Annotated in this window: 21 protein-coding genes; 11 read left to right on the forward strand and 10 right to left on the reverse strand. The window is 72.9% G+C overall.

Annotation, left to right across the window (positions count from 1 at the left end; translation table 11 throughout):
• Positions 1–119: 119 nt before the first annotated feature.
• Together VKK44_RS26725 and VKK44_RS26730 are read right to left on the reverse strand one after the other, a co-directional pair.
• Complete coding sequence (locus tag VKK44_RS26725) at positions 120–557, reverse strand: ATP-binding protein (protein WP_343443946.1); 438 nt, start codon at positions 555–557, stop codon at positions 120–122.
• Complete coding sequence (locus tag VKK44_RS26730) at positions 557–907, reverse strand: STAS domain-containing protein (protein ID WP_343443947.1); 351 nt, start codon at positions 905–907, stop codon at positions 557–559. The genes VKK44_RS26725 and VKK44_RS26730 overlap by 1 nt, the downstream gene beginning before the upstream one ends.
• A 92-nt stretch (positions 908–999) precedes the next feature.
• On the opposite strand from VKK44_RS26730, the gene VKK44_RS26735 reads away from it, so the two are divergent.
• The 3 genes from VKK44_RS26735 to VKK44_RS26745 all read left to right on the forward strand — a co-directional run bounded on the left by VKK44_RS26735 (position 1,000) and on the right by VKK44_RS26745 (position 4,897).
• Positions 1,000–3,516: a DEAD/DEAH box helicase gene (locus VKK44_RS26735; RefSeq protein ID WP_458351691.1), complete on the forward strand. Its 2,517-nt coding sequence runs from the start codon at positions 1,000–1,002 to the stop codon at positions 3,514–3,516.
• A gap of 385 nt (positions 3,517–3,901) precedes the next feature.
• A complete protein-coding gene (locus tag VKK44_RS26740; RefSeq protein ID WP_343443949.1) occupies positions 3,902–4,108 on the forward strand; it encodes a hypothetical protein in 207 nt (68 codons plus the stop codon).
• A 210-nt stretch (positions 4,109–4,318) separates the two neighbouring features.
• Positions 4,319–4,897, forward strand: a complete 579-nt coding sequence (locus tag VKK44_RS26745) for an LURP-one-related/scramblase family protein (protein ID WP_343443950.1) — start codon at positions 4,319–4,321, stop codon at positions 4,895–4,897.
• A 135-nt stretch (positions 4,898–5,032) separates the two neighbouring features.
• Here the strand turns inward: VKK44_RS26745 and VKK44_RS26750 are convergent, their stop codons facing one another.
• From VKK44_RS26750 to ssd, 7 genes are all read right to left on the reverse strand, one after another.
• The gene (locus VKK44_RS26750; protein WP_343443951.1) at positions 5,033–5,368 is read right to left on the reverse strand and encodes an Rv3654c family TadE-like protein; all 336 of its coding nucleotides are present in this window, start codon (positions 5,366–5,368) and stop codon (positions 5,033–5,035) included.
• 293 nt (positions 5,369–5,661) lie between these two features.
• Positions 5,662–6,069 (reverse strand): TadE family type IV pilus minor pilin, encoded by a 408-nt coding sequence (locus VKK44_RS26755; RefSeq protein WP_458351571.1) that lies wholly within the window; start codon positions 6,067–6,069, stop codon positions 5,662–5,664.
• A 62-nt stretch (positions 6,070–6,131) separates the two neighbouring features.
• Positions 6,132–6,299: a DUF4244 domain-containing protein gene (locus VKK44_RS26760; RefSeq protein WP_013283643.1), complete on the reverse strand. Its 168-nt coding sequence runs from the start codon at positions 6,297–6,299 to the stop codon at positions 6,132–6,134.
• Positions 6,300–6,322: 23 nt separating this feature from the next.
• Entirely contained in the window at positions 6,323–7,051 is a 729-nt protein-coding gene (locus VKK44_RS26765) for a type II secretion system F family protein (protein ID WP_343443952.1), read from the reverse strand.
• On the reverse strand, positions 7,051–7,824 hold the full coding sequence (locus VKK44_RS26770) for a type II secretion system F family protein (protein ID WP_458351572.1): 774 nt from the start codon (positions 7,822–7,824) through the stop codon (positions 7,051–7,053). Before VKK44_RS26770 ends, VKK44_RS26765 begins: the two co-directional genes overlap by 1 nt.
• Entirely contained in the window at positions 7,821–9,032 is a 1,212-nt protein-coding gene (locus tag VKK44_RS26775; RefSeq protein ID WP_343443953.1) for a TadA family conjugal transfer-associated ATPase, read from the reverse strand. Before VKK44_RS26775 ends, VKK44_RS26770 begins: the two co-directional genes overlap by 4 nt.
• A complete protein-coding gene (gene ssd / locus VKK44_RS26780; RefSeq protein WP_343443954.1) occupies positions 9,029–10,132 on the reverse strand; it encodes a septum site-determining protein Ssd in 1,104 nt (367 codons plus the stop codon). Before ssd ends, VKK44_RS26775 begins: the two co-directional genes overlap by 4 nt.
• Before the next feature lie 308 nt (positions 10,133–10,440).
• On the opposite strand from ssd, the gene VKK44_RS26785 reads away from it, so the two are divergent.
• The 3 genes from VKK44_RS26785 (at position 10,441) to VKK44_RS26795 (ending at position 12,953) form a co-directional block, all read left to right on the forward strand.
• On the forward strand, positions 10,441–11,112 hold the full coding sequence (locus VKK44_RS26785; RefSeq protein ID WP_343443955.1) for a VHL beta domain-containing protein: 672 nt from the start codon (positions 10,441–10,443) through the stop codon (positions 11,110–11,112).
• Between the two features lie 157 nt (positions 11,113–11,269).
• Entirely contained in the window at positions 11,270–12,061 is a 792-nt protein-coding gene (locus VKK44_RS26790) for a hypothetical protein (protein WP_343443956.1), read from the forward strand.
• An 85-nt stretch (positions 12,062–12,146) separates the two neighbouring features.
• Complete coding sequence (locus VKK44_RS26795; protein ID WP_343443957.1) at positions 12,147–12,953, forward strand: HAD family hydrolase; 807 nt, start codon at positions 12,147–12,149, stop codon at positions 12,951–12,953.
• Positions 12,954–13,014: 61 nt separating this feature from the next.
• On the opposite strand, the gene VKK44_RS26800 is transcribed toward VKK44_RS26795, so the two are convergent.
• Positions 13,015–13,761 carry a Fic family protein gene (locus VKK44_RS26800; RefSeq protein ID WP_343443958.1) on the reverse strand — a complete coding sequence of 249 codons (747 nt, stop codon included), beginning with the start codon at positions 13,759–13,761 and terminating at the stop codon, positions 13,015–13,017.
• 207 nt (positions 13,762–13,968) lie between these two features.
• Between VKK44_RS26800 and acs the strand changes: the two genes are divergently transcribed.
• The 5 genes from acs to VKK44_RS26825 all read left to right on the forward strand — a co-directional run bounded on the left by acs (position 13,969) and on the right by VKK44_RS26825 (position 23,361).
• Positions 13,969–15,957 carry an acetate--CoA ligase gene (gene acs, locus VKK44_RS26805; RefSeq protein WP_343443959.1) on the forward strand — a complete coding sequence of 663 codons (1,989 nt, stop codon included), beginning with the start codon at positions 13,969–13,971 and terminating at the stop codon, positions 15,955–15,957.
• Positions 15,958–16,182: 225 nt separating this feature from the next.
• A complete protein-coding gene (locus tag VKK44_RS26810) occupies positions 16,183–18,975 on the forward strand; it encodes an immune inhibitor A domain-containing protein (protein ID WP_343443960.1) in 2,793 nt (930 codons plus the stop codon).
• Between the two features lie 346 nt (positions 18,976–19,321).
• Positions 19,322–21,724: an immune inhibitor A domain-containing protein gene (locus VKK44_RS26815; RefSeq protein WP_343447911.1), complete on the forward strand. Its 2,403-nt coding sequence runs from the start codon at positions 19,322–19,324 to the stop codon at positions 21,722–21,724.
• 102 nt (positions 21,725–21,826) lie between these two features.
• Positions 21,827–22,342: a hypothetical protein gene (locus VKK44_RS26820; RefSeq protein WP_343443961.1), complete on the forward strand. Its 516-nt coding sequence runs from the start codon at positions 21,827–21,829 to the stop codon at positions 22,340–22,342.
• Positions 22,343–22,428: 86 nt separating this feature from the next.
• Positions 22,429–23,361, forward strand: a complete 933-nt coding sequence (locus VKK44_RS26825; protein WP_343443962.1) for an alpha/beta fold hydrolase — start codon at positions 22,429–22,431, stop codon at positions 23,359–23,361.
• The last annotated feature ends 1 nt before the right edge of the window (position 23,362 follow it).

Below are 23,362 nucleotides of genomic sequence, written 5' to 3' on the forward strand. Positions count from 1 at the left end.
GGCACCGTGTCTCGATGATCTTCGTAACTGTGTTATGCGAGGAAATCTGATATATAGGCCGGTCAACACGACGAGGCCGCGCTCCCCGTGCGGGGAACGCGGCCTGCGTGACGATCGGATCAGACGCGGCCGGTCGGCCAGGCCATCCGGACCTCGGTGCCGACGCCCTCGTCGACCGGGCGGACCTGGAGGTCCTCCACGAAACCGGCGAGCAGGGCGAACCCCACGCCGGTGGTGAGCGCGTCCTCGCTGAGCGACTCCTTCGCCAACTCGTCCGGGCCGAGCGCGGCCAGCCCCAGACCCGCCTCGATCGGGGCCCGGTCCACCACCCGCACCGTGTACGGCCCGCCGTCGGACATCTCCACGTAGACCAGCTCTCCCAGCCCGTACTGCCGGTGCAGCGCCACCGCCCGGGTGCACGCCTCGCCGATGGCCAGACGCACCTCGTCGAGCAGGTCCTCGCGGACCCCGGCCCGCCGGGCCACCGCGACACCGACCAGGCGGGCGGTGCGCACGTGGACCGGCGCCGGTGAGAAGGAGAGCTTGACGGTGGCCATCACGCGCCGGTGGTGTCGGCGGCGATGGCCGCGTCGACCGTCGGATGCAGCGGGAAGACCTGGTCCAGAGCGGTGATGCGGAAGATCTTGAGCAGCGGCTCCTTGTCGCAGACCAGCGCGAACGAGCCGCCGGCCGACCGGAGCCGCTTGAGCGCGCCGACCAGCACGCCCAGCCCGGTCGAGTCGAGGAAGTCCACCCGGCCCAGGTCCACCACCACGTGGCGGGCCCCACCGTCGATCAGCTCGATGAGCCGTTCCCGCAGGCGGGGTGCGGTGTAGACATCCACCTCACCGCCGACCTCGAGCACCGTGTGCTCCCCCACGGCGCGGGTCGCCAGCGACAGCTCCATCGGCCCCTCCTCGGTAAACTCTCCTGGGCATCTAACCATCCCCCCGTGCGACCGCTTCGGGTCACCGGCCTGGCCCTCCCCATACCCCCACCCTGCGGTTCCCAATTCCGAACACCAGTGCGAGAGTGCAGGACGTGACCGACGACAGCCCCGGCCCGCGGCGCACGCCGGACGAGCTGCTGCGCCGGTTGCGGCTGCGCCACGCCACCGACCCGGTCACCCACGTCGAGCGGGTGCCGGCCCGCGTCGGCGAGCCCGCGCCCTGGCCCGACTGGGCGCCGGAGGAACTGCGGGCGGCGTTCGCGGAGCGCGGCGTGGTCGCGCCGTGGCGGCACCAGACCGAGGCCGCCGAGCTGGCGTACGCGGGGCAGCACGTCGTCGTCGCCACCGGCACGGCGTCCGGCAAGTCGCTGGCGTACCAGCTTCCCGCGCTGAGCACGCTGCTCACCGACCCGCGCGCCACGGTGCTCTACCTGGCCCCGACCAAGGCGCTCGCCGCCGACCAGCTCCGCGCCGTCGCCGGCCTGGACCTCGACGGGGTACGCCCGGCCACCTACGACGGCGACACCCCGCGCACCGAGCGGGAGTGGATCCGCCGGCACGCCCGGTTCGTGCTGACCAACCCGGACATGCTGCACCACGGCATCCTGCCCGGCCACGCCCACTGGTCCGGCTTCCTGCGCCGCCTCGCGTACGTGGTGGTCGACGAGTGCCACACCTACCGGGGCGTGTTCGGCTCACACGTCGCGCACGTGCTGCGGCGGCTGCGCCGGCAGTGCGCCCGCTTCGGGCGTACGCCGGTGTTCCTGCTGGCCTCGGCCACGTCCGGTGATCCGGCGACGGCGGCCGGGCGGCTCACCGGCCTGCCCGTCACCGCCGTCACCGAGGACACGTCGCCGCGCGGCGGGGTGACGTTCGCGCTCTGGGAGCCGCCGCTGCTGCCGCCCACCTCGGAGAGCGACGTCGCCGACCTCGTGCAGGTCCGGCGCTCCGCGCTGCGGGAGACCGCCGACCTGCTCGCCGACAGCGTGGTCGAGGGGGTACGCACGCTCGCGTTCGTCAGGTCCCGCCGGGGCGCCGAGGTGGTCGCCGCGAACGCGCGGCGCTCACTCGACGAGGCGGTGCCCGGCCTCGGCGACCGGGTGGCCGCCTACCGCGCCGGCTACCTGCGCGAGGAGCGCCGCGAGCTGGAACGGGCGCTGCTGCACGGCGACCTGCTCGGGCTCGCCTCCACCAACGCGCTCGAACTCGGCGTCGACCTGGTCGGGCTGGACGCGGTGCTGATCTGCGGCTGGCCGGGCACCCGCGCCTCGCTCTGGCAGCAGGCCGGCCGCGCCGGGCGTTCCGGCGACGAGGCCCTCGCGGTGCTGGTGGCCCGCGACGACCCGCTCGACACCTACCTCGTGCACCACCCGGAGGCGCTGTTCGGCCGTCCCGTCGAGGCCACCGTGCTCGACCCGGCCAACCCGTACGTGCTCGCGCCGCAACTCGCCTGCGCCGCGCACGAGGCCCCGCTCACCGCCGCCGACCTGGAACTCTTCGGCGAGGGCGCCAAGGAGGCGGTGGACTCGCTGGTCGAGACGGGCGCGCTGCGGCAGCGGCCCACCGGCTGGTACTGGCGGCACCGGGAACGCCCCGAGGTCGACCTGCGCGGCGAGGACGGCGCACCGGTCTGCGTGGTGGAGGAGTCCACCGGGCGGCTGCTCGGCACCGTCGACGGCGGCTCCGCGCACTTCCTGCTCCACACCGGCGCGGTCTACCTGCACCAGGGCGTCTCGTACGTGGTCGACACGCTCGACCTGCCCGACGGGTGCGCGCTGGTGCACGCCGAGGAGCCGGACTGGTCCACCCACGCCCGCGACGTCACCTCGCTGTCCGTGGTCTCCGTCCGCTCGTACGTCGACGCCGGCCCGGTCGGGCTGTTCCTCGGCGAGGTCGACGTGACCAGCCAGGTGGTGTCGTACCAGCGCCGGCGCATCGCCACCGGCGAGGTGATCGACACCCGCCCGCTGGACCTGCCCGCACGCGAACTGCGCACGGTCGCGGTCTGGTTCACGCTCTCGCCGGAGTCGCTGGCTCGTGCCGGCGTCGAGGCCGCCGACGTGCCGGGCGCGCTGCACGCCGCCGAACACGCCGCGATCGGCCTGCTGCCGCTGATCGCGACCTGCGACCGCTGGGACATCGGCGGGTTGTCGACCGCCCTGCACCCGGACACCGAGGCCCCGACCGTCTTCGTCTACGACGGCCACCCCGGCGGGGCGGGCTTCGCCGAGCGGGCGTACCGGACGGCCGCCGCCTGGCTGCGCGCCACCCGCGACGCCGTGGTCGAGTGCGGGTGCGAAACCGGGTGCCCGTCCTGCGTCCAGTCCCCGAAGTGCGGAAACGGCAACAACCCGCTGGCCAAGCCGGAGGCCGTCAAGGTCCTCGACGTGGTGCTCACCAACCTCGCCGCCGCCGGCGACGCGACGGCCGGCGACGCGACGGCCGGTGATTCGTCGGGTGACGCCGCGGCGGATGACGGGCCGGGGGCGGAGCGCGGCGGGATGCTGCCACGGCAGGACGACCGGGCAACCCGACGGTCGGCGGCCGGCCGCAACACGACGGACTGACCTCGCCGGATCACTCGGCGCCCGCCGGCTCGCCGAGGCGGTGATGCCGACAATCGACCGCTATTCCCCTCACCAGCGGGTCGCCCGATGCTCGACAGCGCGCGGCCCCTACCCGCCCCTCGATCTTGCAATTTCGGCCCGCGTCTCGCCCGTTCCGCCCGATACGCCTGGGCGCAAAGTGCAAGATCGACGGGGCGGGGCGTGGGAGAGGTGCTGTCGGTTCGCTCATCGGGCCGGGTTGGGGGGAGAGAGAGAAGTGAGTCTGGTGGGTGGGACGGGTGCATGAGGACGGGCGCAGCGGGGCATTGATGTATGGGAGCGCTTCCATGCATCATTCCGGTAGCGCAGACGCGACCCCGAGACCCGTCCCGCCGGAGGTGCCGCCGTGGCCGACACGATCGCCGAGACCGTCGAGTTGCTCTACACCATCGACCAGGAAACCCTCACCCCCGACCAGCAGATAGCACTGGGCACCGCACTGGCGAACCTGGCCCAGGCGGAGCGGCTGGACCAGATCAACGAACGCCTGCGCGGCATCCACCAGGTGCTCAACGCGTGGGCGATGAAAGCCACGGTCGACGGCGGACGCTGACCGCCCGTCGCGGCGCGAGCCGCCGCGCGTGGTGGCCGGGGGTCGAACCGGGTGGAGTACCGCCAGTTCACCGAGACAGCGGTGTCGGACGACAACCGGCACCGCCACTTCGGCGTGCAGGAGTCGATCGAGCTCGCCGGCACGCCAGCCGCCGTCGCACGCTGGTGGCGGCGCTGTGCGAGACTCCGGCGACCCCTCGAAGGAGATCAGATGTCGCTCGACAGCCTGCAGGCCCAGCACCGGTTCATCGTCCGCCAGCGAATCCGGATGATGGTCAACCAGTACGAGGTGCACGCCGTGGCACCGGACGGCTCCGAGGGCGGGCTGCTCGCGTTCGCGCAGCAGAAGCGGCTCGCCTTCAAGGAGCAGGTCACCATCTACACCGATGACACCAAGCAGTACCCCCTTCTCGGATTCAAGGCCCGCCAGCGGCTCGATCTCGGCGCCACCTACGACGTGACCGACCACGCCGGCGCCCCGATCGGCCTGTTCCGCAAGGACTTCGCCCAGTCGCTGCTGCGGTCGACCTGGCACGTCGAGCAGCCCGGTCTGCCGCCCGCGACGGGACAGGAGCGCAGCCTGCCGGTGGCGCTGCTGCGCCGCTTCGTCGACTCGCTCTCCTGGCTGCCCTACCACTTCGACTTCCTGGCCGGCGGCCAGCCGGTGTTCTCGGTCGACAAGAAGTGGGGCCTGCGCGACCGGTACGTCGTCGACATCCAGCACCCGCACATCGACCGCCGGCTGGTCATCGCCATGGCGGTGGGCCTGGACGCGCTCCAGTCCCGCTGAGCCGGGCGTCGGCCGGTGGCGCCCGTCGCGGCGGGCCCCGCCGGGCCGACTGCCGAGCAGGGCCCACCGGCCGACCGACGAGTAGCGGCAGGCGGCAGGCTGCGCTCCTGTCCCGTCGCGGGCGTCAGGCGATGATCATGGCGCGGTGGCGGGTTCGCGCGCCGGTCCGGCCCGGGACGTCGCGGTGGCAGCGCGGGACAGCCCGGGCAGCGGCGCGACGCGTACCTGCGCCGTGACGATCAGGTCGAGGCCGTCGACCCGGCACCCGGTCATCCGGCCGCCGTTGGCGGACACCAGCGCGTCGGCCGACCCACATGCGGCGTCCGCCCCGTCGAGCACCCGGCTCGCGCCCGCGAGCGCGCCGAAGTCGGCCGCCACCCGGGCCTGATGGCGCGCGCAGCGGGCGGCCCCGAGTCCCGCGCCGAACAGCCCGACGAGCACGAAGACCAGGCCGATGGCGAGCAGGCACACCGTCGCCCCACCCCGCTCGGGCGCCGACCGGTCGGCGGGCCGTCCGCCTGCGTGCGGCCCACCAAGGCTCGACCCGTCATGGCTCGGCCCGCCAGGGCCCGATCCGGCGAGGCACGGCCCAGCCGGTTCCGACAGCTCATCCGGGTGCGGCTCACCGTCGGCCGAGCCGACGGTCGGTGACAAGCTCCCCAGCTCCTCCAGCGTCCCCAACCGCCCCGGCGGTCCTGGCGTCCCCGGCGTTTGCGGCGTCCCCGGCGGTCCCGGTGTTTCCGGCGTCCCCGGCGGTCCCGGCGTCACGGCGGCGGCCCGGGAGCGCCGGGTTCCACGGCGGCCACCGCGACGCCGGACACGGTCGACCGGGGCAGCCTCGTACCTAACGTCCGGACGGGCGCCCGGACGGTCGCGGTCACCCGGTCACCGACCACGGTCAGCGTCACCTCCGCGCCCGGCGGGGCGTACCGGGCGCCGGCCGGCTGGCCCGGCTCGCCCCGAGCGGCGGCAAGTGCCGCTTCCCGGGCCGCGTCGACACAGCCGGCGCGCGTGGTCACCGCGTCGACCGCGGTGAGGCCGGCGAGGAGAAGGAACATCAACGCCGGCAGGCCGACCGCCAGCTCGGCGGTGAACGACCCCCGTTCCCGGGCGTCCCAGGGACGGCGGCGGGCGGTGCCGCACCCGACGCCGTACGGCGCCCCGCCACTCACCGCCCCGACGGCCGGAACGCGGGCCCACCGGCCACGGTGTCGGTCGGCCCACCGGCGCCCGGTCACTTCAAGGCCCGGTCGATGACGGCGGTCAGCGCGGACTGCACGTTGCCGGAGGTGAGCACCTTCAGCAGGATCCCGGCGAAGGCGACCGCGGCGAGGGTGCCCACGGCGTACTCCGCCGTGTTCATGCCGGCGTCACCCCGCAGTCGGGTGAGGAGCTTGCGCATGTCGTACGTCCTTTCTCGATGGTTCAGAGCACGTCGCCGAGGACGGCGACGATCACCGGCACCAGACCGGCGAGAATGAAGGCGGGCAGGAAGCACAGCCCGAGTGGCAGCACGATGAGCACGCCCGCGCGTCGGGCCGCCGCCTCGGCCGCGGTCGAGCGTTGCGCCCGCAGGTCGTCCGCGAGCCGGGTGAGCGCGCCGGCCAGCGCGGCACCGCTGTTCGACGAACGGACCGCGGCGGCGACCAGGCTTTCCGCCCCGGAGACGGGACGCAGGTGCGCCCATGCCTCGATCGCCGTGCCGCCGAGGCCCAGCGTGCGGCCCACCCGGCCGAGCCGGTCCGCGAGCGGTCCGCCGAGCGCCTCGGCGACCGCGAGCGCCGAGCCGTCGACAGGTGCCCCGGCCCGGAGCGCCGCAGCCAGCAGATCGGCGGCGAGCGGCAGGTCGGCGGTTTCGCGCAGGCGACGCTCCCGTACGGCGCGGGGCTCGATCCGGCGCAGCAGACGGTCGGCGGCGACGCCGGCCAGCAGCCCGGTGAGCAGGCCGCCCCAGCCACCGGCGACCACCGCCACGGCCACGGCGGTCAGGCCGGCGCCCAGCCGGATCCGGTCCGGCCACCAGTTCGGGCGGCCGGGCCGAGGGGTGGGCGCGAGCCGGCGCAGCCGCCGGGCCGGGCGGACGGCGGCCCCGGTCACGACCAGGAGTGACGCGGCGCCGCCGAGGCAGACGGCGGCCACCGTCTGACGGGACATCAGGCCGCCCGCCCGGGCCCGGCACCGAGACGCTCCGCCCAGAGCAACCCGCCTACCTGAAGGACCACGGCCCCCAGGGCGCTGCCGCCGCCGACCGGCGTGTGCAGGAGCACGGCCACCGGGTCGACGCCGATGGCGTAACCCAGACCGATCCCGCCGAGCGGTAGGGCGGCGAGGAGCCACGCCGTCGCCCGCGCGCCGGCGGCCTGGGCGGCGGCAGCGGCGAGCCCCCGGTCGGCCGCCCGGGCGTCGGCTTCGATCCGCTCGAGCAGGTCGGCCAGCGGCGCACCGGTGCGGTCGGCCAGTCGCACCGCGGCCCGGGCCAGCCGGGCGATCCGCCCCGCACCGTCGTCGAGCAGGTGACCGGCGGGCAGACCGGCCCGCAGGTCGGCGGCGACCGCACCGAGCCGGTCCAGATCACGACGGTGGTCCCGCTCGACCGCCTGCCGGGTACGCCGACGCAGCGCCGCCCGGGCCGCGAGCGTGCCGTAGACGGCGAGCACCAGTGCGGCCACCGGACCACCGAGAAGCGCCCCCGCCCCGCCGCCGAGCAGCGCCGCCGCCGGCAGGGCCCGCCGGACGGACACGGCGCGGAACGCGTCCCGACCGCCCGACGTCGGGGTGGCCCGCCGCTCAGGGGTGGACCGCTCGCCGGCACGAGGCCCCGGGTCGAGGACCGCCCGCTGTCGGGCCCGGCCGCCGCGTACCGGCCAACCGACCGTCACCGCGGCACCGGCCAGCAGCACGACCACCAGCCCGAGCTGGCCGGTCACGAGGGGCCTGCCGCGTCGGGCCAGACCGCGCGGAGGATCGGCGGCACGGGCACACCCCGCTCGCGCAGCAGGTTGCCGAGCGGCCGGGCGGCCAGGCCGAGACCTCGGCCACGGATCCAGGCCGGCACCACTGTCACCACCCGCTCGGGGCCGCCCGGCAGGAGCAGGCCGATCGAGTCGAGCACCCGCCCCTCGCCGGTCCGGCGTACCTGGAGGACGACCTGCAACGCGGCGGCGACCTGGGCATGCAACGCGACCCGCGGCAGCCCGCCGAGCATCCCGAGCGCCTCCAGGCGGGCGGGCACGTCCGTCGGGGCGTTGGCGTGCAGCGTCCCCGCGCCGCCGTCGTGGCCGGTGTTCAGCGCGGCCAGCAGGTCGACCACCTCGGCACCCCGGCACTCGCCCACCACCAGCCGGTCCGGTCGCATCCGGAGCGCCTGCCGGACCAGGTCGCTGAGGCCGACCGCGCCGACGCCCTCGACGTTCGCGGTACGCGCCTGCAACCCGATCACGTGCGGATGCACCGGGCGCAGCTCGGCCGCGTCCTCCACCAGCACGATCCGCTCGGTGCCGGGCACCAGCCCGAGCAACGTGTTGAGCAGCGTGGTCTTGCCGGAGCCGGTGCCACCGGTGACCAGGTACGCGAGTCGGGCGGCCACGACCGCGTCGAGCAGCGGTGCGACCGGCCGGGGCACGGTGCCGTGGTCGACCAGTTCCGCCAGCGTGAACGGCCGCTGCCGGAAGGTACGCAACGACAGGTAGGGGCCGTCGGTCGCCACCGGTGGCAGCACGGCGTGCAGCCGGGTGCCGTCCGGCAGTCGCGCGTCGGCGTAGGGCGACGCGTCGTCCAGCCGGCGACCGGCCGCCGCGGTCAACCGCTGCGCCAACCGGCGTACGTCGTCGACCGTGCCGAGCGGCACGGCCACCTGGTGCAGGCCCCGCCCCCGGTCGACCCAGACCCGGACGCCGTTCACCAGCACGTCGGTGATCTGCGGGTCGGCGAGGAGCGGCGCGAGCGGGCCGGCGCCGACGAGGTCGTCGTGCACCCGGTCGGCGATCCGCAGCAGGGTGGTGTCGCCGAGCACGCCGGCGCCCGGCTCGGCGCGTACCGCGGAGACGACCGCGGCAGAGGTGACCGGGGTGGCCTCGGCGGCGAGGCGGTGCCGGACCCGGGCGGCCAACTCCTCCGGATCGGCCGGGCCGGTCACGCCGCACCCGCCGCGGACCGACCGGTCAGCTCGTCGACGAGCCGCTGGCACAGCACGGCGAGCGGGCCCTTTCCGGTGGCACCCGGGGCCTCGCCGCGCTCCAGCCCTCGGCACAGGCCGGGCTCGGGTCGGAGCGTGCCGGCGAGCGGCAGGCCGAGCGCGCGGGCCACCTCGGCCGCCCGGAGCCGGCCCGGAGCCGGGCCGCGCACGATCACCGAGAGGTCGGCGCACTGCGGGGCCACGACGGCGGCCACCCGGGCAGCGGCGGCGGTGGCACGCAGCTCCGCGGGCACCACGAGGAACGCCCGGTCGGCGGCCTGGAGCGCGATCACGGCCGCGTCGTCGAGATGCCGGGGCAGGTCGAGCACGACCAGGTCCCGCCCGCGCCGGCCGGCGTCGACGGTGGCGGCCATCGCCTCGGCCGGCAGGTGCCGCAGGTCGCCCCGGTCCCACGAGAGCACGACCAGGTCACCACGGCTGGGCAGCGCGCGGACCAGCGACGGTGGATCCAGCCGGCCGTCGGCGCCGGCCAGCTCGGGCCAGCGCAGCCCGTCGAGCTGCTCCCACCCGAGCACCAGGTCGAGGCCGCCGCCCAGCGGGTCGGCGTCGACCAGGAGCGTGCGCAGCCGGGACCGGGCCGCACTGACGGCGAGCCCACCGGCGAGCACGCTGGCCCCCGCGCCGCCGCGCCCGCCGAGCACCGCCACGACCCGGCCGGGGCCCGCGCCGACCGGCCCGGCCGCGCACTCGGCGAACCGGTCGACCAGCCAGGGCTCCGCCGCGGGCAACGCCGCGACGTGCTCGGCGCCGATCAGCTCGGCCAGCTCCGTACCCGGATCGAGCTGGCCGGAACGCCCGACCAGCACCGTGCGCGGACGCCGTGGCAGGCGGGCCCGCAGGCAGGCCGCCGCCTGGTCGGCACCGACCAGCACCAGCGGCGCGGGCACCCAGCGGGCGCGGGCGGAAGCCGGGTCGGCCGCCAGCTCGACCTCGGTGCCGCCGGCCGCGGCCAGGCGCAACAGCTCGTCGAGCAGGTCACCGTCGGCCGTGACGAGCAGTGGCAGTCGACGGTACGGCGGGATCGGGGTGCGGGGCGGCATGGCGGCCTCCAACGGTCGGACTCGGACGTGCCGGGGTGGAGCCTGCCCATCCGGCCGGCCGCGCGGGCGCCGCAGCCGCTCGCCTGTGGACAAAGGAGGGGCTTGTGGACAGACCTCGGGAATTGAGTCGATCTGCTATGCGTCCGCGTGCCGAATCGGCGGACGACGCTGCCCGGACGACTGATCAGGCCGGGCTCACCGGCCGGCACCGGTGGGACCGCCAGCCATTGACTGGGAACACTGCCCGTCCCGCATAATCGGAGCCCCCTGCCGCGGAACGGACGGCACCGGCTCGCGGGATCGAGGCCATGACCGATTCACCGCACGGCACCGGAAGGCGCCACACCCGGCCGGATCCGCCCACTGGCGGCGAGGGCTGGCTCCGGGACCCGTCCCCGGCCACGCTCGCCTCGGTGGCGATCGGGATCGTGGTGGTGGTGCTGGTCGGTACGCTCAGCTTCTTCGCCATGCCGCGTCGCCCCGACCTGCCGCCGCCGGTCGGCGGCGAGGCGATCCTGGCCTCGCCACCGACCGCGGACCTGCCGACCGAGTCGTACTCCCCGGCGCCGGTGTCGCTCTCCACCCGCGCCGCGCTGCCGACCCGTTCGCCGGCCCCGCCCCGTCGCACCACTCCGGCCGCCCGGCCACCCGCGCCGAAGCCGTCGGCCAGCCGGACGAAGCCGCCGGTGTCCCGGCCCGGCGAACTCATCCCGCTGCCGGCGTCCCGGGAGTCGACGCTGCGCTCCAGCGGGGGTGGGCCGGAGACCTTCGTCGACTTCGTCAACGCCCGGACCGCGCCCGTGGTCGTCCACTGGCTGAACTACGACGGCCGACGCCAGCGGTACGCGGTGCTCCAGGTGGGACAGTCCTACCGGCAGCAGACGTACGTGGGCCACCCGTGGGTGGTGACCGACGAGCAGCGCCGCCCGCTCGTCTGTTTCGAGCCGGCACGGCAGACACTGCGCGCCGTGATCCGCTGACAGTCCTTCTTAGACAGGTCCGTCCTCGCGGTGTAACGACACATCACCACTCTGTGCGGTAATTGATCGACAGCAACTTCCGGGCGGCGCGACCGCCAAGCTGTCTCACCGAGAGGAGCCACGTGTCGGTCAACGTCAACGGCTACGGCGGCGACTGGTGGTACCTGGACTTCGACGCCCGGGCAGCCAGCCGCTGACCCCGGGCACCTACGAGAACGCGACCCGCTACCCGTTCAACGGCGCGGGCCCCGGCCTCAGCCTGCACGGGAACGGCCGCGGCTGCAACGAGCTGACCGGCACGTTCACCGTGCTCAACGCCGTCTTCGGACCGAACGGCTATGTCCAGACGTTCGACGCCACCTTCGAGCAGCACGGCGAGGGCGGCACCGCGGCGGCCCGCGGCGAGGCGCACATCGCCAACCCGCCCGCCCCGGCACCGCTGGACCTCGCGCTCGCCGTGGCCACCCATGGCACGGCCAGCACGGTGAGCGGCAAGGCGATCGTGCACGGCACGGTCACCTGTAACCAGCCGACCTCCGTGGCGCTCTACGGCACCGTCACCGAGATCGCCAAGAAGACCATCGTCCGGGGTGACTTCACCACCCGCGTGGACTGCCTCCCAGGCAGCATCGGAGCGGCCGGCCCGGCGACGGTCCGGCGCTCGTCGGTGCCGGAGCTGGCCGAGCCGGGAAAGGCGCTTTCACCAGGGCGGGAGCGCTCCCCGCAAAGGGACGACCCCCGTCGGGGGGAGACGGGGGTCGTCGGGTGGTTCGGCTCCGGGGGGGTCGAGCCGAACCGACTCAGCGGTTACGGGGGGTGCAACCGCCGAGGGCCTCCAGCGGCGACGGGACGTGAACTCCCGTCGCGAGGACAAGCATGCCGCAGCCGACCCTTATACGTCGAGTGGTGTTCACTCCACGCAAAGCTAATTTCTTGCGCTTGTATGTGACCGGGGTCACTCGGCCGGGTGCACCTCAGGTTAGGGGTCCGGGCCGGGGGGCCCTGGGCCGCCCGTCCGGCTAGACTTTCGCGCCGTGGGCCGTGGTGCCGCTTTCTTCGATCTCGACAAGACCGTCATCGCCAAGTCGAGCGCTCTGGCGTTCGGTCGGCCGTTCTACCGGGACGGGCTGATCACCCGGCGTGACGTGGTCAAGTCGGCGTACGCGCAGCTGATGTTCCGGCTGGGCGGCACCGACGAGCAGACCATGGCCCGGACCCGGGACTACCTGGCCACGCTCTGCAAGGGCTGGCCGGTGGAGCAGGTCCGCCAGATCGTCGCGGAGACGCTGCACGAGCTGATCAACCCCTACGTGTACGCCGAGGCGGCTGCCCTCATCGAGGAGCACCAGGCCGCCGGCCGGGATGTCGTGCTGGTCTCCGCCTCGGGCGAGGAGATGGTCCGGCCGATCGGCGAGCTGCTCGGGGTGACCGACGTGATCGCCACCCGGATGGCTGTCGTCGAGGGCCGCTACAGCGGCGAGGTCGAGTTCTACGCGGCCGGCCCGAGCAAGGTCGACGCGGTGGGCGAGCTGGCCCAGGAGCGCGACTACGACCTGGCCGACTCGTACGCGTACTCCGACTCGTACAGTGACCGGCCGTTGCTGGAGTGCGTGGGGCACCCGTCCGTGGTCAACCCGGACCGGGCGCTGCGCAGGCTGGCGATGGAGAACGCGTGGCCGGTGCTGGAGTTCCGGCACCCGATCCCGCTGGGCCGCCGGTTGCGCGAGCGGCCGGCGGTGCCGGTCGCGGCGGCGGCGCTGGGCGTGGGTGTCGGCGTCGCCATCGGCATCGCCTGGTACGGCCGGCACCGCCGGACCCGGGCCGCCGCGCCCACCGCCTGACCCGGTTCGGCCGCGCGGCGGAAGGCAGCGCCCAAGCGCCGGGAGCGCCTGGGGCAAGGCGTCAGGAGGCGGCGAGGATCTCGTCGCCGATGAGCGTGATCTGGTCCGCTCCGACCTCCACCGCCGCCATGTAGTGCCGCAGCCAGGAGCGCAGGCCGTCCGGGGTGCCGGTGGCGAAGGCGCCGGCCGCGCCGACGTACTCCGGTTCCCGCTCGCGGTGCCCGACGTCGACCGCGACCAGCCCACGGGGGTCGAACCCGGTGGAGATCAGCACCAGGCGCGCGGCGGCGCGGGCGACCACGCCGGAGGGGCCCGGGAACGGGCGCAGGTTCAGCAGTTCGCCGTGCACCACGGCGGCCAGCACCAGCGGCGGTACCTTCGTGCCGCCGGCCACCAGGCCGGCCAGGCCGTCGAGGCGGGCCGCCACCACCGGGTCGGCCACCGGGCGTCCCAGCTCCTCCTCGGTCACCACGTCGCGGGCGGCGAGCACGTGCAGCCGGGCGAGCACCTGTCGGGGCGCCTTCGGCCAGAGGTCGCTCAGGCCGGGCAGCGCCCCGGCCACCCGCAGCGCGCCCTGGAGCACCGGGTCGGTGACCGTGCCGGCGCGTACCTCCTCGCGGTCGTGGTCCCGGCCCTCCAGCGCGGCGCTGGCCACGGCCGAGCGGAGGCTGATCTCGGCGGCGAGCGGACCGCCCTGGCGGCGCAGCGCGCGGTGCCGGTGGGCCTGGTCGACCCGGTCCCGGGCCTGCTCGACGGCGGGCGCGACGTCGGCGAGCGCGAGCAGCGGGGCGAGCGGATCAGTGGTCACCCCGTCACGCTAGCGACACGGTCCGGGATGTTGAGAAGGGGCCCTTCCTCTACCGGAGGCGTTAACGGGGGCCCCTCCTTGCACCTCAGCGCGGCGGGGGAGCCGCTGAGCGCGCGGAGCGGGGCGCGCGGTCGCGGGTGGCGTACCGCGCGGCTAACCTTCCCCGGAGTAGGGAGACGCAGGTCACGCGACGAATGGAGTCACCGTATGAGCGAGGCATTGGCCAATCTGCTGAACGAGACGCGCCAGTTCCCGCCGCCGGCCGAACTCGCCGCGAACGCCAACGTGACAGCGGAGGCGTACGAGGAGGCGACCGCCGACCGGCTCGCCTTCTGGGAGCGCCAGGCCGGCCGGCTGACCTGGGCCCAGCCGTGGGAGCAGGTGCTCGACTGGTCCAACGCCCCGTTCGCGAAGTGGTTCACCGGCGGCCGGCTCAACGTGGCGTACAACTGCCTGGACCGGCACGTGGAGGCCGGTCACGGCGACAAGGTGGCGATCCACTGGGAGGGCGAGCCGGGTGACACCCGGACGGTCACCTACGCGGACCTGCACCGGCTCACCTGTCAGGCGGCGAACGCGCTGACCGAGCTGGGCGTGACGGCCGGTGACCGGGTGGCGATCTACCTGCCGATGATCCCGGAGGCGGCGGTGGCGATGCTCGCCTGCGCCCGGATCGGCGCCACGCACAGCGTGGTGTTCGGCGGCTTCTCCGCCGACGCGCTGACCAACCGGATCCAGGACGCCAGCGCCAAGGTGGTGATCACCGCGGACGGCGGCTTCCGGCGGGGCAAGCCGTCGGCGCTCAAGCCGACCGTGGACGAGGCGGTGGCGAACTGCCCGTCGGTGGAGCACGTGCTGGTGGTCCGCCGCACCGGCGAGGAGGTCGGCTGGTCGGCGAAGGACCACTGGTGGCACGAGACGGTGGAGACCGCCGCGCCGGAGCACGAGGCGCAGCCGTTCGACGCCGAGCATCCGCTGTTCATCCTCTACACCAGCGGCACCACCGCCCGGCCGAAGGGCATCCTGCACACCACCGGCGGCTACCTGACCCAGGTGTCGTACACGACGCACGCGGTGTTCGACCTGAAGCCGGAGACCGACGTCTACTGGTGCACGGCCGACATCGGCTGGGTGACCGGGCACTCCTACATCGTCTACGGCCCGCTCTCCAACGGCGCCACCCAGGTCATGTACGAGGGCACCCCGGACACCCCGCACAAGGGCCGGTTCTGGGAGATCGTCGACAAGTACCGGGTGAGCATCCTCTACACCGCGCCGACGCTGATCCGCACGATGATGAAGTGGGGCGAGGACATCCCGGCGGGCTACGACCTGTCGTCGCTGCGCCTGCTCGGCAGCGTCGGCGAGCCGATCAACCCGGAGGCGTGGATCTGGTACCGGCAGTACGTCGGCCGCGGTGAGCTGCCGGTCGTCGACACCTGGTGGCAGACCGAGACCGGGGCGATGATGATCTCGCCGCTGCCGGGGGTGACCGAGGCGAAGCCCGGCTCGGCGATGACCCCGCTGCCCGGTGTCGTCGCCGACGTGGTCGACGACCAGGGCGAGTCGGTGCCGAACGGCGGGGGTGGCTACCTGGTGCTCACCGAGCCGTGGCCGTCGATGCTGCGCACCATCTGGGGCGACGACAACCGGTTCCTGGAGACGTACTGGTCGCGGTTCGGGGCGGGCGCCAACGCCGGCGACAGGTGGGTCTACTTCGCCGGTGACGGCGCGAAGAAGGACGACGACGGGCACGTCTGGCTGCTCGGCCGGGTCGACGACGTGATGCTGGTGTCCGGGCACAACATCTCCACCACCGAGGTGGAGTCGGCGCTGGTGAGTCACCCGTCGGTGGCGGAGGCGGCGGTGGTCGGCGCGACCGACCCGACCACCGGGCAGGCGATCGTCGCGTTCGCCATCCCGCGTGGCAGCGCGGAGATCTCCGGCGACGCGGGCGAGCAGCTCATCACCGAGCTGCGTAACCACGTGGCGAGGACGCTCGGCCCGATCGCCAAGCCGCGGCAGATCATGCTGGTGCCGGAGCTGCCGAAGACCCGATCCGGCAAGATCATGCGTCGGCTGCTGCGGGACGTGGCGGAGAACCGGTCGCTCGGTGACGTGACCACGTTGCAGGACTCCTCGGTGATGGAGTTGATCTCGTCAGGGATGAGCGGCGGCAAGTCCGACGAGGACTGACGACACCGGAACGGAAGGGGGGCGGGCCGCGCGGCGGCCCGCCCCTCGTCGTACCCGGGAACGGGCCGGTCGATCGGCGGAGGAGGTAGTGACCTGAACGGGCAGAGGGCCCGGATAGCCCCTGTCGATGGCGCTCGTCGTCGGCTACGTTCAGCCGCACCGGCAAATTTTGACACGCGTCACTGAGACGGCCGGTCCCTCACCATTCCCTACGAACGGAGTGGCATGCTCCCCAGTTCGCAATCCCGGGCCCGCCGGCGACTACTCGTCGCGCTGCCCGCCATCGCCCTCGCGGCCACGTCGCTGACCGTGACGGGCAGTGCGGCGGCCCAGCCGTCCCGGTCCGCGTCGGCCACCATCGCGGCGGACGAGTTCTACATCAACTACGCCGAGCCCGAGGTGCAGCCGGACACCGGCGGCAAGGAGACCAAGGGCAAGGACGGGGTCTTCTCCGCACCGGCGGACGAGGCCCGCGCCTACGACCGCAAGTACGCCGGCGGCAACCCGATCGCCGCCCGGGAGCTGGCCAAGCTGGAGGCCAAGTCCATCCGGACCGGCCAGAGCCCTCGCAAGATCAAGAAGGCCAAGAACACCCAGACCGCCAAGCTCCTGACGTTGCTGGTGGAGTTCAACGACAAGGCCAACGACGACTTCACCAACGTGATGGTGCCGAAGACGGTCTTCGAGGACCGCACCTGCGTGCCCGGCACGGTGCAGAACGGGCCGCGGCACAACACCATCCCGAACCCGGCCACGCTGCCGCACAAGGACAACAACTCGATGTGGGTGCCGGACTTCTCGCCGGCCCACTACGACAAGATGCTCTACACCAAGCAGGGCATCACCGAGCGGGTCCGCAAGGACCTCAAGGGGCCGGACGGCAAGCCGGGCATCAACCTCGCCGGCCGGACCATGCACAACATGTACCTGGAGATGTCCAAGAACGCGTACACCGTGGACGGGCAGGCCAGCCCGTGGATCACGGTGCCGCACTCGGAGGGTTGGTACGCCGCCTCCCGCTGCTTCCAGGACGAGAACGGCAACTGGGTCGCCGGCCGTGAGCAGTCGATGAACGGCCACCCGGACAACCCGCAGGGCGCGGGGCGGCTCGCCACCGACGCGATCGACTCGCTGGCCGCCGCCGACCCGAACTTCCCCTGGGCCGACTACGACATCGAGGACCAGAGCGACCGCGACGGCGACGGCAACTACCACGAGCCGGACGGCGTGATCGACCACCTGGTGCTGGTGCACGCCAACCAGGGCAAGTCCCGTGGTGGCGGCGACGTCGGCGTCTACTCGGTCTGGGCGCACTCCTCCACGGTGGCCGGTGGCTACACCATTCCCGGCACGAACCTGAAGGTGTCGAACTACATCGTGCAGCCGGAGGACGCCGGTGTCGGCGTCTTCGCCCACGAGTTCGGGCACGACCTGGGCCTGCCGGACCTCTACGACACGTCCGGGAACGCCGACTCCGACGTGGACTTCTGGGACCTGATGGCGTCCGGCTCGCACTCCGGCGAGATCTTCCAGGCGCTCCCCACCCACATGGGCCTCTGGGACAAGTGGGTGCTGGGCTGGGCCGAGCCGAAGACGTTCGGGCCGGGCGACCGGGCCAAGCTGGTCAAGCTCGGGCAGACCTCGCGTACGCCGGTGGGCACCGAGGACGGCATCAAGATCGACCTGCCGGACAAGGTGATCACGCTGGCCGAGCCGCACAGCGGCGCGAACATGTGGTACTCCGGCGCCGACCAGGCGTGGGCGGACGTCAAGCTGAGCCGCACGGTGGCCGTCCCGAACGCCGCCGACGCGAAGTTCTGGATGTGGAACGACTACGTCATCGAGGAGGACTGGGACTACGGCTTCGTCGAGGTCTCCACGGACGGCGGCGCCACCTGGACCGAGCGCAAGGTCTACGACTCCTCCGGCGCGCTGGTCTCCACCGACGACGGCTACTCCGACCCGAACGGCCGGATGGTCGACTTCGGCAACAAGAAGTACGGCCTGACCGGCAGCACCGGCGGCTGGCGCCACGACTACGTGGACCTGTCGCCGTACGCCGGACAGACCGTGCAGGTGCGGCTGCGGTACGCCACCGACGAGGCGTTCCAGGAGCGTGGCTGGTTCGCCGACGACTTCTCGGTCACCGGCGGCGGCGCGACCACGTGGAGCGACGACGTCGAGGGCGGCGCGGCCGGCTGGACCCAGACCGGCGGCACGTTCACCGACACCACCGGCGCGGGCTGGCACGTCGACACGGGCACCCAGGTCCGGTCGCACTACTACCTGGCCGAGTGGCGCAACTTCGACGGCTTCGACAAGGGCCTGAAGTACGCCTACGACACCGTCTACTCGCACGAGGCGTGGAAGGTCGACCGGATCTCCTACAACGCGCCGGGCATGCTGGTCTGGTACCGGGACACCGAGCTGGGCGACGTCAACCACGTCACCGCGCAGATGACCGCGCTGCCCAGCTACGGCGCCAAGGGCGGGCTGCTGATCGTCGACTCGCACAACGACCCGCTGCGTCGCAAGGGCGTGGCGGCCGAGAAGGACCCGTCGGTGCTGAAGAACCTGCCCAGCCGTCCGCAGTCGTCGAACGCCGCGTTCGGCCTGACCCCCACGTACCCCTTCAAGGAGTGCCTGGAGGCGGCCGACGAGCCGTACAGCGAGTACTGCACGACGTTCGGCCGCCAGGCGCCGGTGCGGGGCTTCACCGACACCAAGGGCTGGTACCCGGGCATCGAGATCCGCGACGGTTCGCCGTACGCGCGGGACAACGACGCCTCGGTGGTGGTCCCGTCGAAGGGCAACCAGCAGTACACCACCCGGGTGGTGAACCCGGACGGCACCCCGGCGACCGACTACTACGGTTCGACGCTGGGTGGCGGGGCGATCGTGCTCGGCACCGGCAATCCGGGTGACGCGGGTGTCGCGTACGGCACGTCGATCATCATCAAGCGCGCCGCCAAGGACAACTCGTACGCCACGGTGTACGTGGTTCCGCCGCGGAGCTGATCGACAACTCCAAACCGGAACCGGAATGCCCGGAATACGGGCCGAACGAGCCGGATGACGGACGGGCCGGGAGCATGGCGCTCCCGGCCCGTTCCGCATATCCATCTGTTTCACTACCTCTGGCCGAACGGCCATCGCCGCTGGTCAACGCCGAGATGACGAACCAGAGTGTGACGGCGAAAGTCAACCCCAACAAAAAGTTGCTACAAATCGACGCACACATCTTCACAGCAGTCCCGGCAGTGTCTATGTTCACCGTGGGTCCCACTTGTGGGACGTTCCACCGGCCCGTACCCCCATGGGGCCGGTTCCCTCACACCGGAGGTACCACGTGCGCAAAGTCGCAGTGGGTCTGCTCGGGCTTTCGCTGACCGCGACGGGGTTGATGGCGGGCACGTCCGCCAGCGCCGCGCCGACGCCGAAGCTGCCAGCCGCCGCCCCGTCGGTGGCCGAGCCTGCGCAGGCTGAGCACGACCTGCCCAACCCGCTCGAGGACAAGCGGCGCGCGCTGCGCCAGGAAGGCCTGAGCGAGGTCCTGTCGGGCAGGGCGAAGGCCCAGAAGATCAACGGCAGCACCGTCGTCAAGGTCGGCGAGAAGGCTGCCGAAGGTGCCGCGGCGGGCAAGGCCGCCAAGAGCACCCGGGCCGGCAAGGGTCCCACCGAGGACCAGTACGTCGAGCTGTCCCGCGAGAAGACCGACAAGATCTTCGTCATCCTCGCGGAGTTCGGCGACGAGCGGCACCCGAACTACCCGGACAAGGACACCGCCCCGGCCGTGCCGGGTCCGACCCGGTTCGACGGTCCGCGCGTCAACCAGATCCCCGAGCCGAACCGGGCCGTGGACAACTCCACGATCTGGCAGCCGGACTTCAGCGCCGACCACTTCCGGCAGGTCTACTTCGGCACCAACCCGGGTGACGAGTCGCTGAAGCAGTACTACGAGGCCCAGTCGTCGGGTCGGTACAGCGTCGACGGCGAGGTCACCAACTGGGTGAAGGTCAAGTACAACGAGGCCCGCTACGGCCGTTCCAACGGCTACCCGTGCGCCTCGAACGTCTGCAACAACACCTGGGCGCTGGTCCGCGACGCCGCGAACCAGTGGGTCGCCGACCAGAAGGCCCAGGGCCGCTCCGACGAGGAGATCGCGGCCGACGTCAAGTCGATGGACGAGTGGGACCGTTACGACTTCGACGGCGACGGCAACTTCAACGAGCCGGACGGTTACATCGACCACTTCCAGATCGTCCACGCCGGCGGCGACCAGGCCGACGGTGACCCGATCCAGGGTGAGGACGCGATCTGGAGCCACCGCTGGTACGCGTTCGCCAGCGACCAGGGCAACACCGGTCCGGAGAACTTCCCGGCCGGCGGCACCCAGATCGGCAACACCGGCGTCTGGATCGGTGACTACACGATCCAGCCGGAGAACGGTGGCCGGAGCGTCTTCTACCACGAGTACGGCCACGACCTCGGTCTGCCGGACGACTACAACGTCACCAGTGGTGGGGACAACAACAACGAGCACTGGACCCTGATGGCCCAGAGCCGGCTCGGCGCCAAGAACGACGCCGGCATCGGCGACCGCGGCGGCGACCTCGGCGCCTGGAACAAGCTCCAGCTCGGCTGGCTCGACTACGAGGTGGTCGTCGCCGGTCAGAAGCGCACGCTGGAGCTGGGCCCGCAGGAGTACAACTCCACCAAGGCGCAGGGCGCCGTGGTGGTGCTGCCGCAGCGGGCGTACGAGTTCCAGAACGGCAAGCCGTTCGAGGGTACGAAGCAGTTCTTCTCGGGCAACGAGGACGACCTGAACACCACGATGACGCGGTCCATCGACCTCACGGGGAAGAGCAGCGCCGCGGTGTCGATGAAGGGTCGCTACAGCATCGAGGCGGACTTCGACTACCTCTTCTTCGAGGCGTCCACCGACGGTGGCCAGAACTGGGTCTCGCTCCCGGGCACGGCCAACGGCCAGGCGCTCAAGGAGATCTCCCCCGGGCGGTACGCCCTGGACGGCTCCAGCGACGGCAACTGGGTCGACGTCAACGTCAACCTGGACTCGGTCGTCGGCAAGGCCGTGCAGTTCCGGCTCCGCTACCAGACCGACGGTGGCGTGTCCGAGGGCGGCTTCTACGGTGACGCCCTCACCGTGACCGCCGACGGCCAGACGCTGCTCACCGATGGCGCCGAGGCCGGTGCCCCCGGCTGGACGCTCAGCGGCTGGAGCATCGTCGAGGAGACCTACACCCGTCTGTTCGACAACTACTACATCGCCGGTAACCGGTCGTACGTCTCGTACGACAAGTACCTCAAGACCGGCCCGTACTTCTTCGGTTACGCGAACACCCGCCCGGACTACGTGGACCACTACGCGTACCAGGAGGGTCTGCTGATCTCCTACTGGAACCTCCGGTGGGCGGACAACGACACGTTCGTGCACCCGGGTGAGGGTCGGAACATGATCATCGACGCCCACCCGCGGCCGATCTACAACCTGACCGGGGCGCCCTGGCGGGCCCGCGTCCAGGTCTACGACGCGCCGTTCGGCCTGAAGAAGGCGGACTCGTTCACGCTGCACCTCAACAGCCAGCCGCAGTACATCCGTGGCCAGGCCGCGCAGCCGCTGTTCGATGACACCAAGCAGTACTGGTACCCGGAGCTGCCGAACCACGGCGTCAAGCTCCCGGCCACCGGCACCAAGATCAAGGTTCTGGAGCAGGACGGCACCTCGCTGAAGGTCCGCTTCTCCTGAGCCACTGATCCACGCGACACCACGACGAGGCCCGGGCAGGTCACCTGCCCGGGCCTCGCCCCTGTTCGGGAACCGTCGCGACCCACGGCGCGTCCCAAGCGGGTGACCACAACCCTCGACCGCCGCCTCGCCGCGGTCCTCGCGCTGCCCCTGGCCCTGGCGCTGGCCGGCTGCGCGAACCCGGGAGACGGAGGAGACGTGCCCGCGTCCGGGCGCGCCGCCGAACCGGGCGGCCCCACCGAACCCGTCAGCTCCACGCCGGAACCGACGCCCCCCACCGCATCGGCCACCGCCGCACCGGCCCCGGCCGCCTCCTCCGGGCGACGCCCGCTCTCCGCCACCGACCTGCCGACGCTCCGGCCGCCGACCGGGCCACCACGGCACCCCACCGACCAGCGCAAGTCGAACGTCCTCGCCGGCCGGATCAGCCACGGCGGAGCGGGCCCCTGCTACACGCTGGTCACCGACGACGGCCAGGAACACGCCCTGTACGGCCCGGACCAGGGCACCTGGCCCGCCGGCACCTGGGTCCGGGTCACCGTCGGCCCGCCACCGGCGGGCGTCGAGTGCGGGCCGGGACGGCTCGTCGGCCTGCTGCGCATCGAACGCGTGGCCTGACCCGCTCGACCGCGTTCCCCGGAGAATCCCCTGATCCTGCGCACCTGCGGGGCCGGTGGGCGACCGGCGGCCCTAGGCTGTGCCCCATGACCGACCAGCGCGGCGGATTCGCCGACGAATCCTGCGTCCTGCCCGAAGGGCCGTGGACGCACCGGTTCGTCGGCGCCAACGGCAGCCGGTTCCACGTCGTCGAGGCGGGCACCGGCCCGATGGTGCTCTTCCTGCACGGCTTCCCGGAATACTGGTACGCCTGGCACGAGATGCTGCCGGCGGTCGCCGACGCCGGCTTCCGCGCGGTCGCCGTCGACCTGCGCGGTTACGGCGCGAGCGACAAGCCACCCCGGGGGTACGACGGCTACACGCTCGCCGCCGACGTGGCCGGCCTGATCCGCGCGCTCGGCGAGCGGTCCGCCACCGTGGTCGGCACCGGCGTGGGCGGCCTCATCGGCTGGACCGCCGCCTCGTTCCACCCCACGCTGGTCCGCCGGCTCGTGGTGCTCGGCGCACCGCACCCGCTCCGGCTGCGGGCCGCCATCGTCGCCGACCCGCGCGGCCAGTTCGCGTCCGCCACGGCGACGCTGAAGTTCCAACTCCCCCGCTACGAGCACGTGCTGACCCGGGACGGCGCCGCCGAGGTGACGGAGATGCTGCGCCGCTGGGGCGGGCCGGCCTGGATCGACGGGCCGGACTTCGACGACTACGCCCGGTGCTGCCGGGTGGCGATGCAGATCCCGCAGGCCGCCTTCTGCGCCCTGGAGGGCTACCGCTGGGCGTTCCGGTCAGTGCTGCGGCTGCACGGCTACCGGTTCGTCAAGCTGATGCAGAAGCCGCTGGTCACCCCGACCCTGCAACTGCACGGCGCGCTGGACCGGGCCTCGCTCCCCCGCACCGCGCAGGGCTCCGGCCGTTACGTCAGCGCCGCGTACGAGTGGCGGCTGCTCGACGGGGTGGGCCACTTCCCGCACGTGGAGGCCCGGGACGTGGTGCTCGGCGAGATCCTGCGGTGGGCGAAGTCCTGAC

The organism is Micromonospora sp. DSM 45708 (assembly GCF_039566955.1).
GTDB lineage: Bacteria > Actinomycetota > Actinomycetes > Mycobacteriales > Micromonosporaceae > Micromonospora.

Coding starts and splice junctions, on each gene's coding strand:
- VKK44_RS26725 (WP_343443946.1), bottom strand. CDS start 557: ATGGCCACCGTCAAGCTCTCCTTCTCACCGGCGCCGGTCCACGTGCGC.
- VKK44_RS26730 (WP_343443947.1), bottom strand. CDS start 907: ATGGAGCTGTCGCTGGCGACCCGCGCCGTGGGGGAGCACACGGTGCTC.
- VKK44_RS26745 (WP_343443950.1), top strand. CDS start 4,319: ATGTCGCTCGACAGCCTGCAGGCCCAGCACCGGTTCATCGTCCGCCAG.
- VKK44_RS26760 (WP_013283643.1), bottom strand. CDS start 6,299: ATGCGCAAGCTCCTCACCCGACTGCGGGGTGACGCCGGCATGAACACG.
- VKK44_RS26765 (WP_343443952.1), bottom strand. CDS start 7,051: ATGTCCCGTCAGACGGTGGCCGCCGTCTGCCTCGGCGGCGCCGCGTCA.
- ssd (WP_343443954.1), bottom strand. CDS start 10,132: ATGCCGCCCCGCACCCCGATCCCGCCGTACCGTCGACTGCCACTGCTC.
- VKK44_RS26785 (WP_343443955.1), top strand. CDS start 10,441: ATGACCGATTCACCGCACGGCACCGGAAGGCGCCACACCCGGCCGGAT.
- acs (WP_343443959.1), top strand. CDS start 13,969: ATGAGCGAGGCATTGGCCAATCTGCTGAACGAGACGCGCCAGTTCCCG.
- VKK44_RS26810 (WP_343443960.1), top strand. CDS start 16,183: ATGCTCCCCAGTTCGCAATCCCGGGCCCGCCGGCGACTACTCGTCGCG.
- VKK44_RS26825 (WP_343443962.1), top strand. CDS start 22,429: ATGACCGACCAGCGCGGCGGATTCGCCGACGAATCCTGCGTCCTGCCC.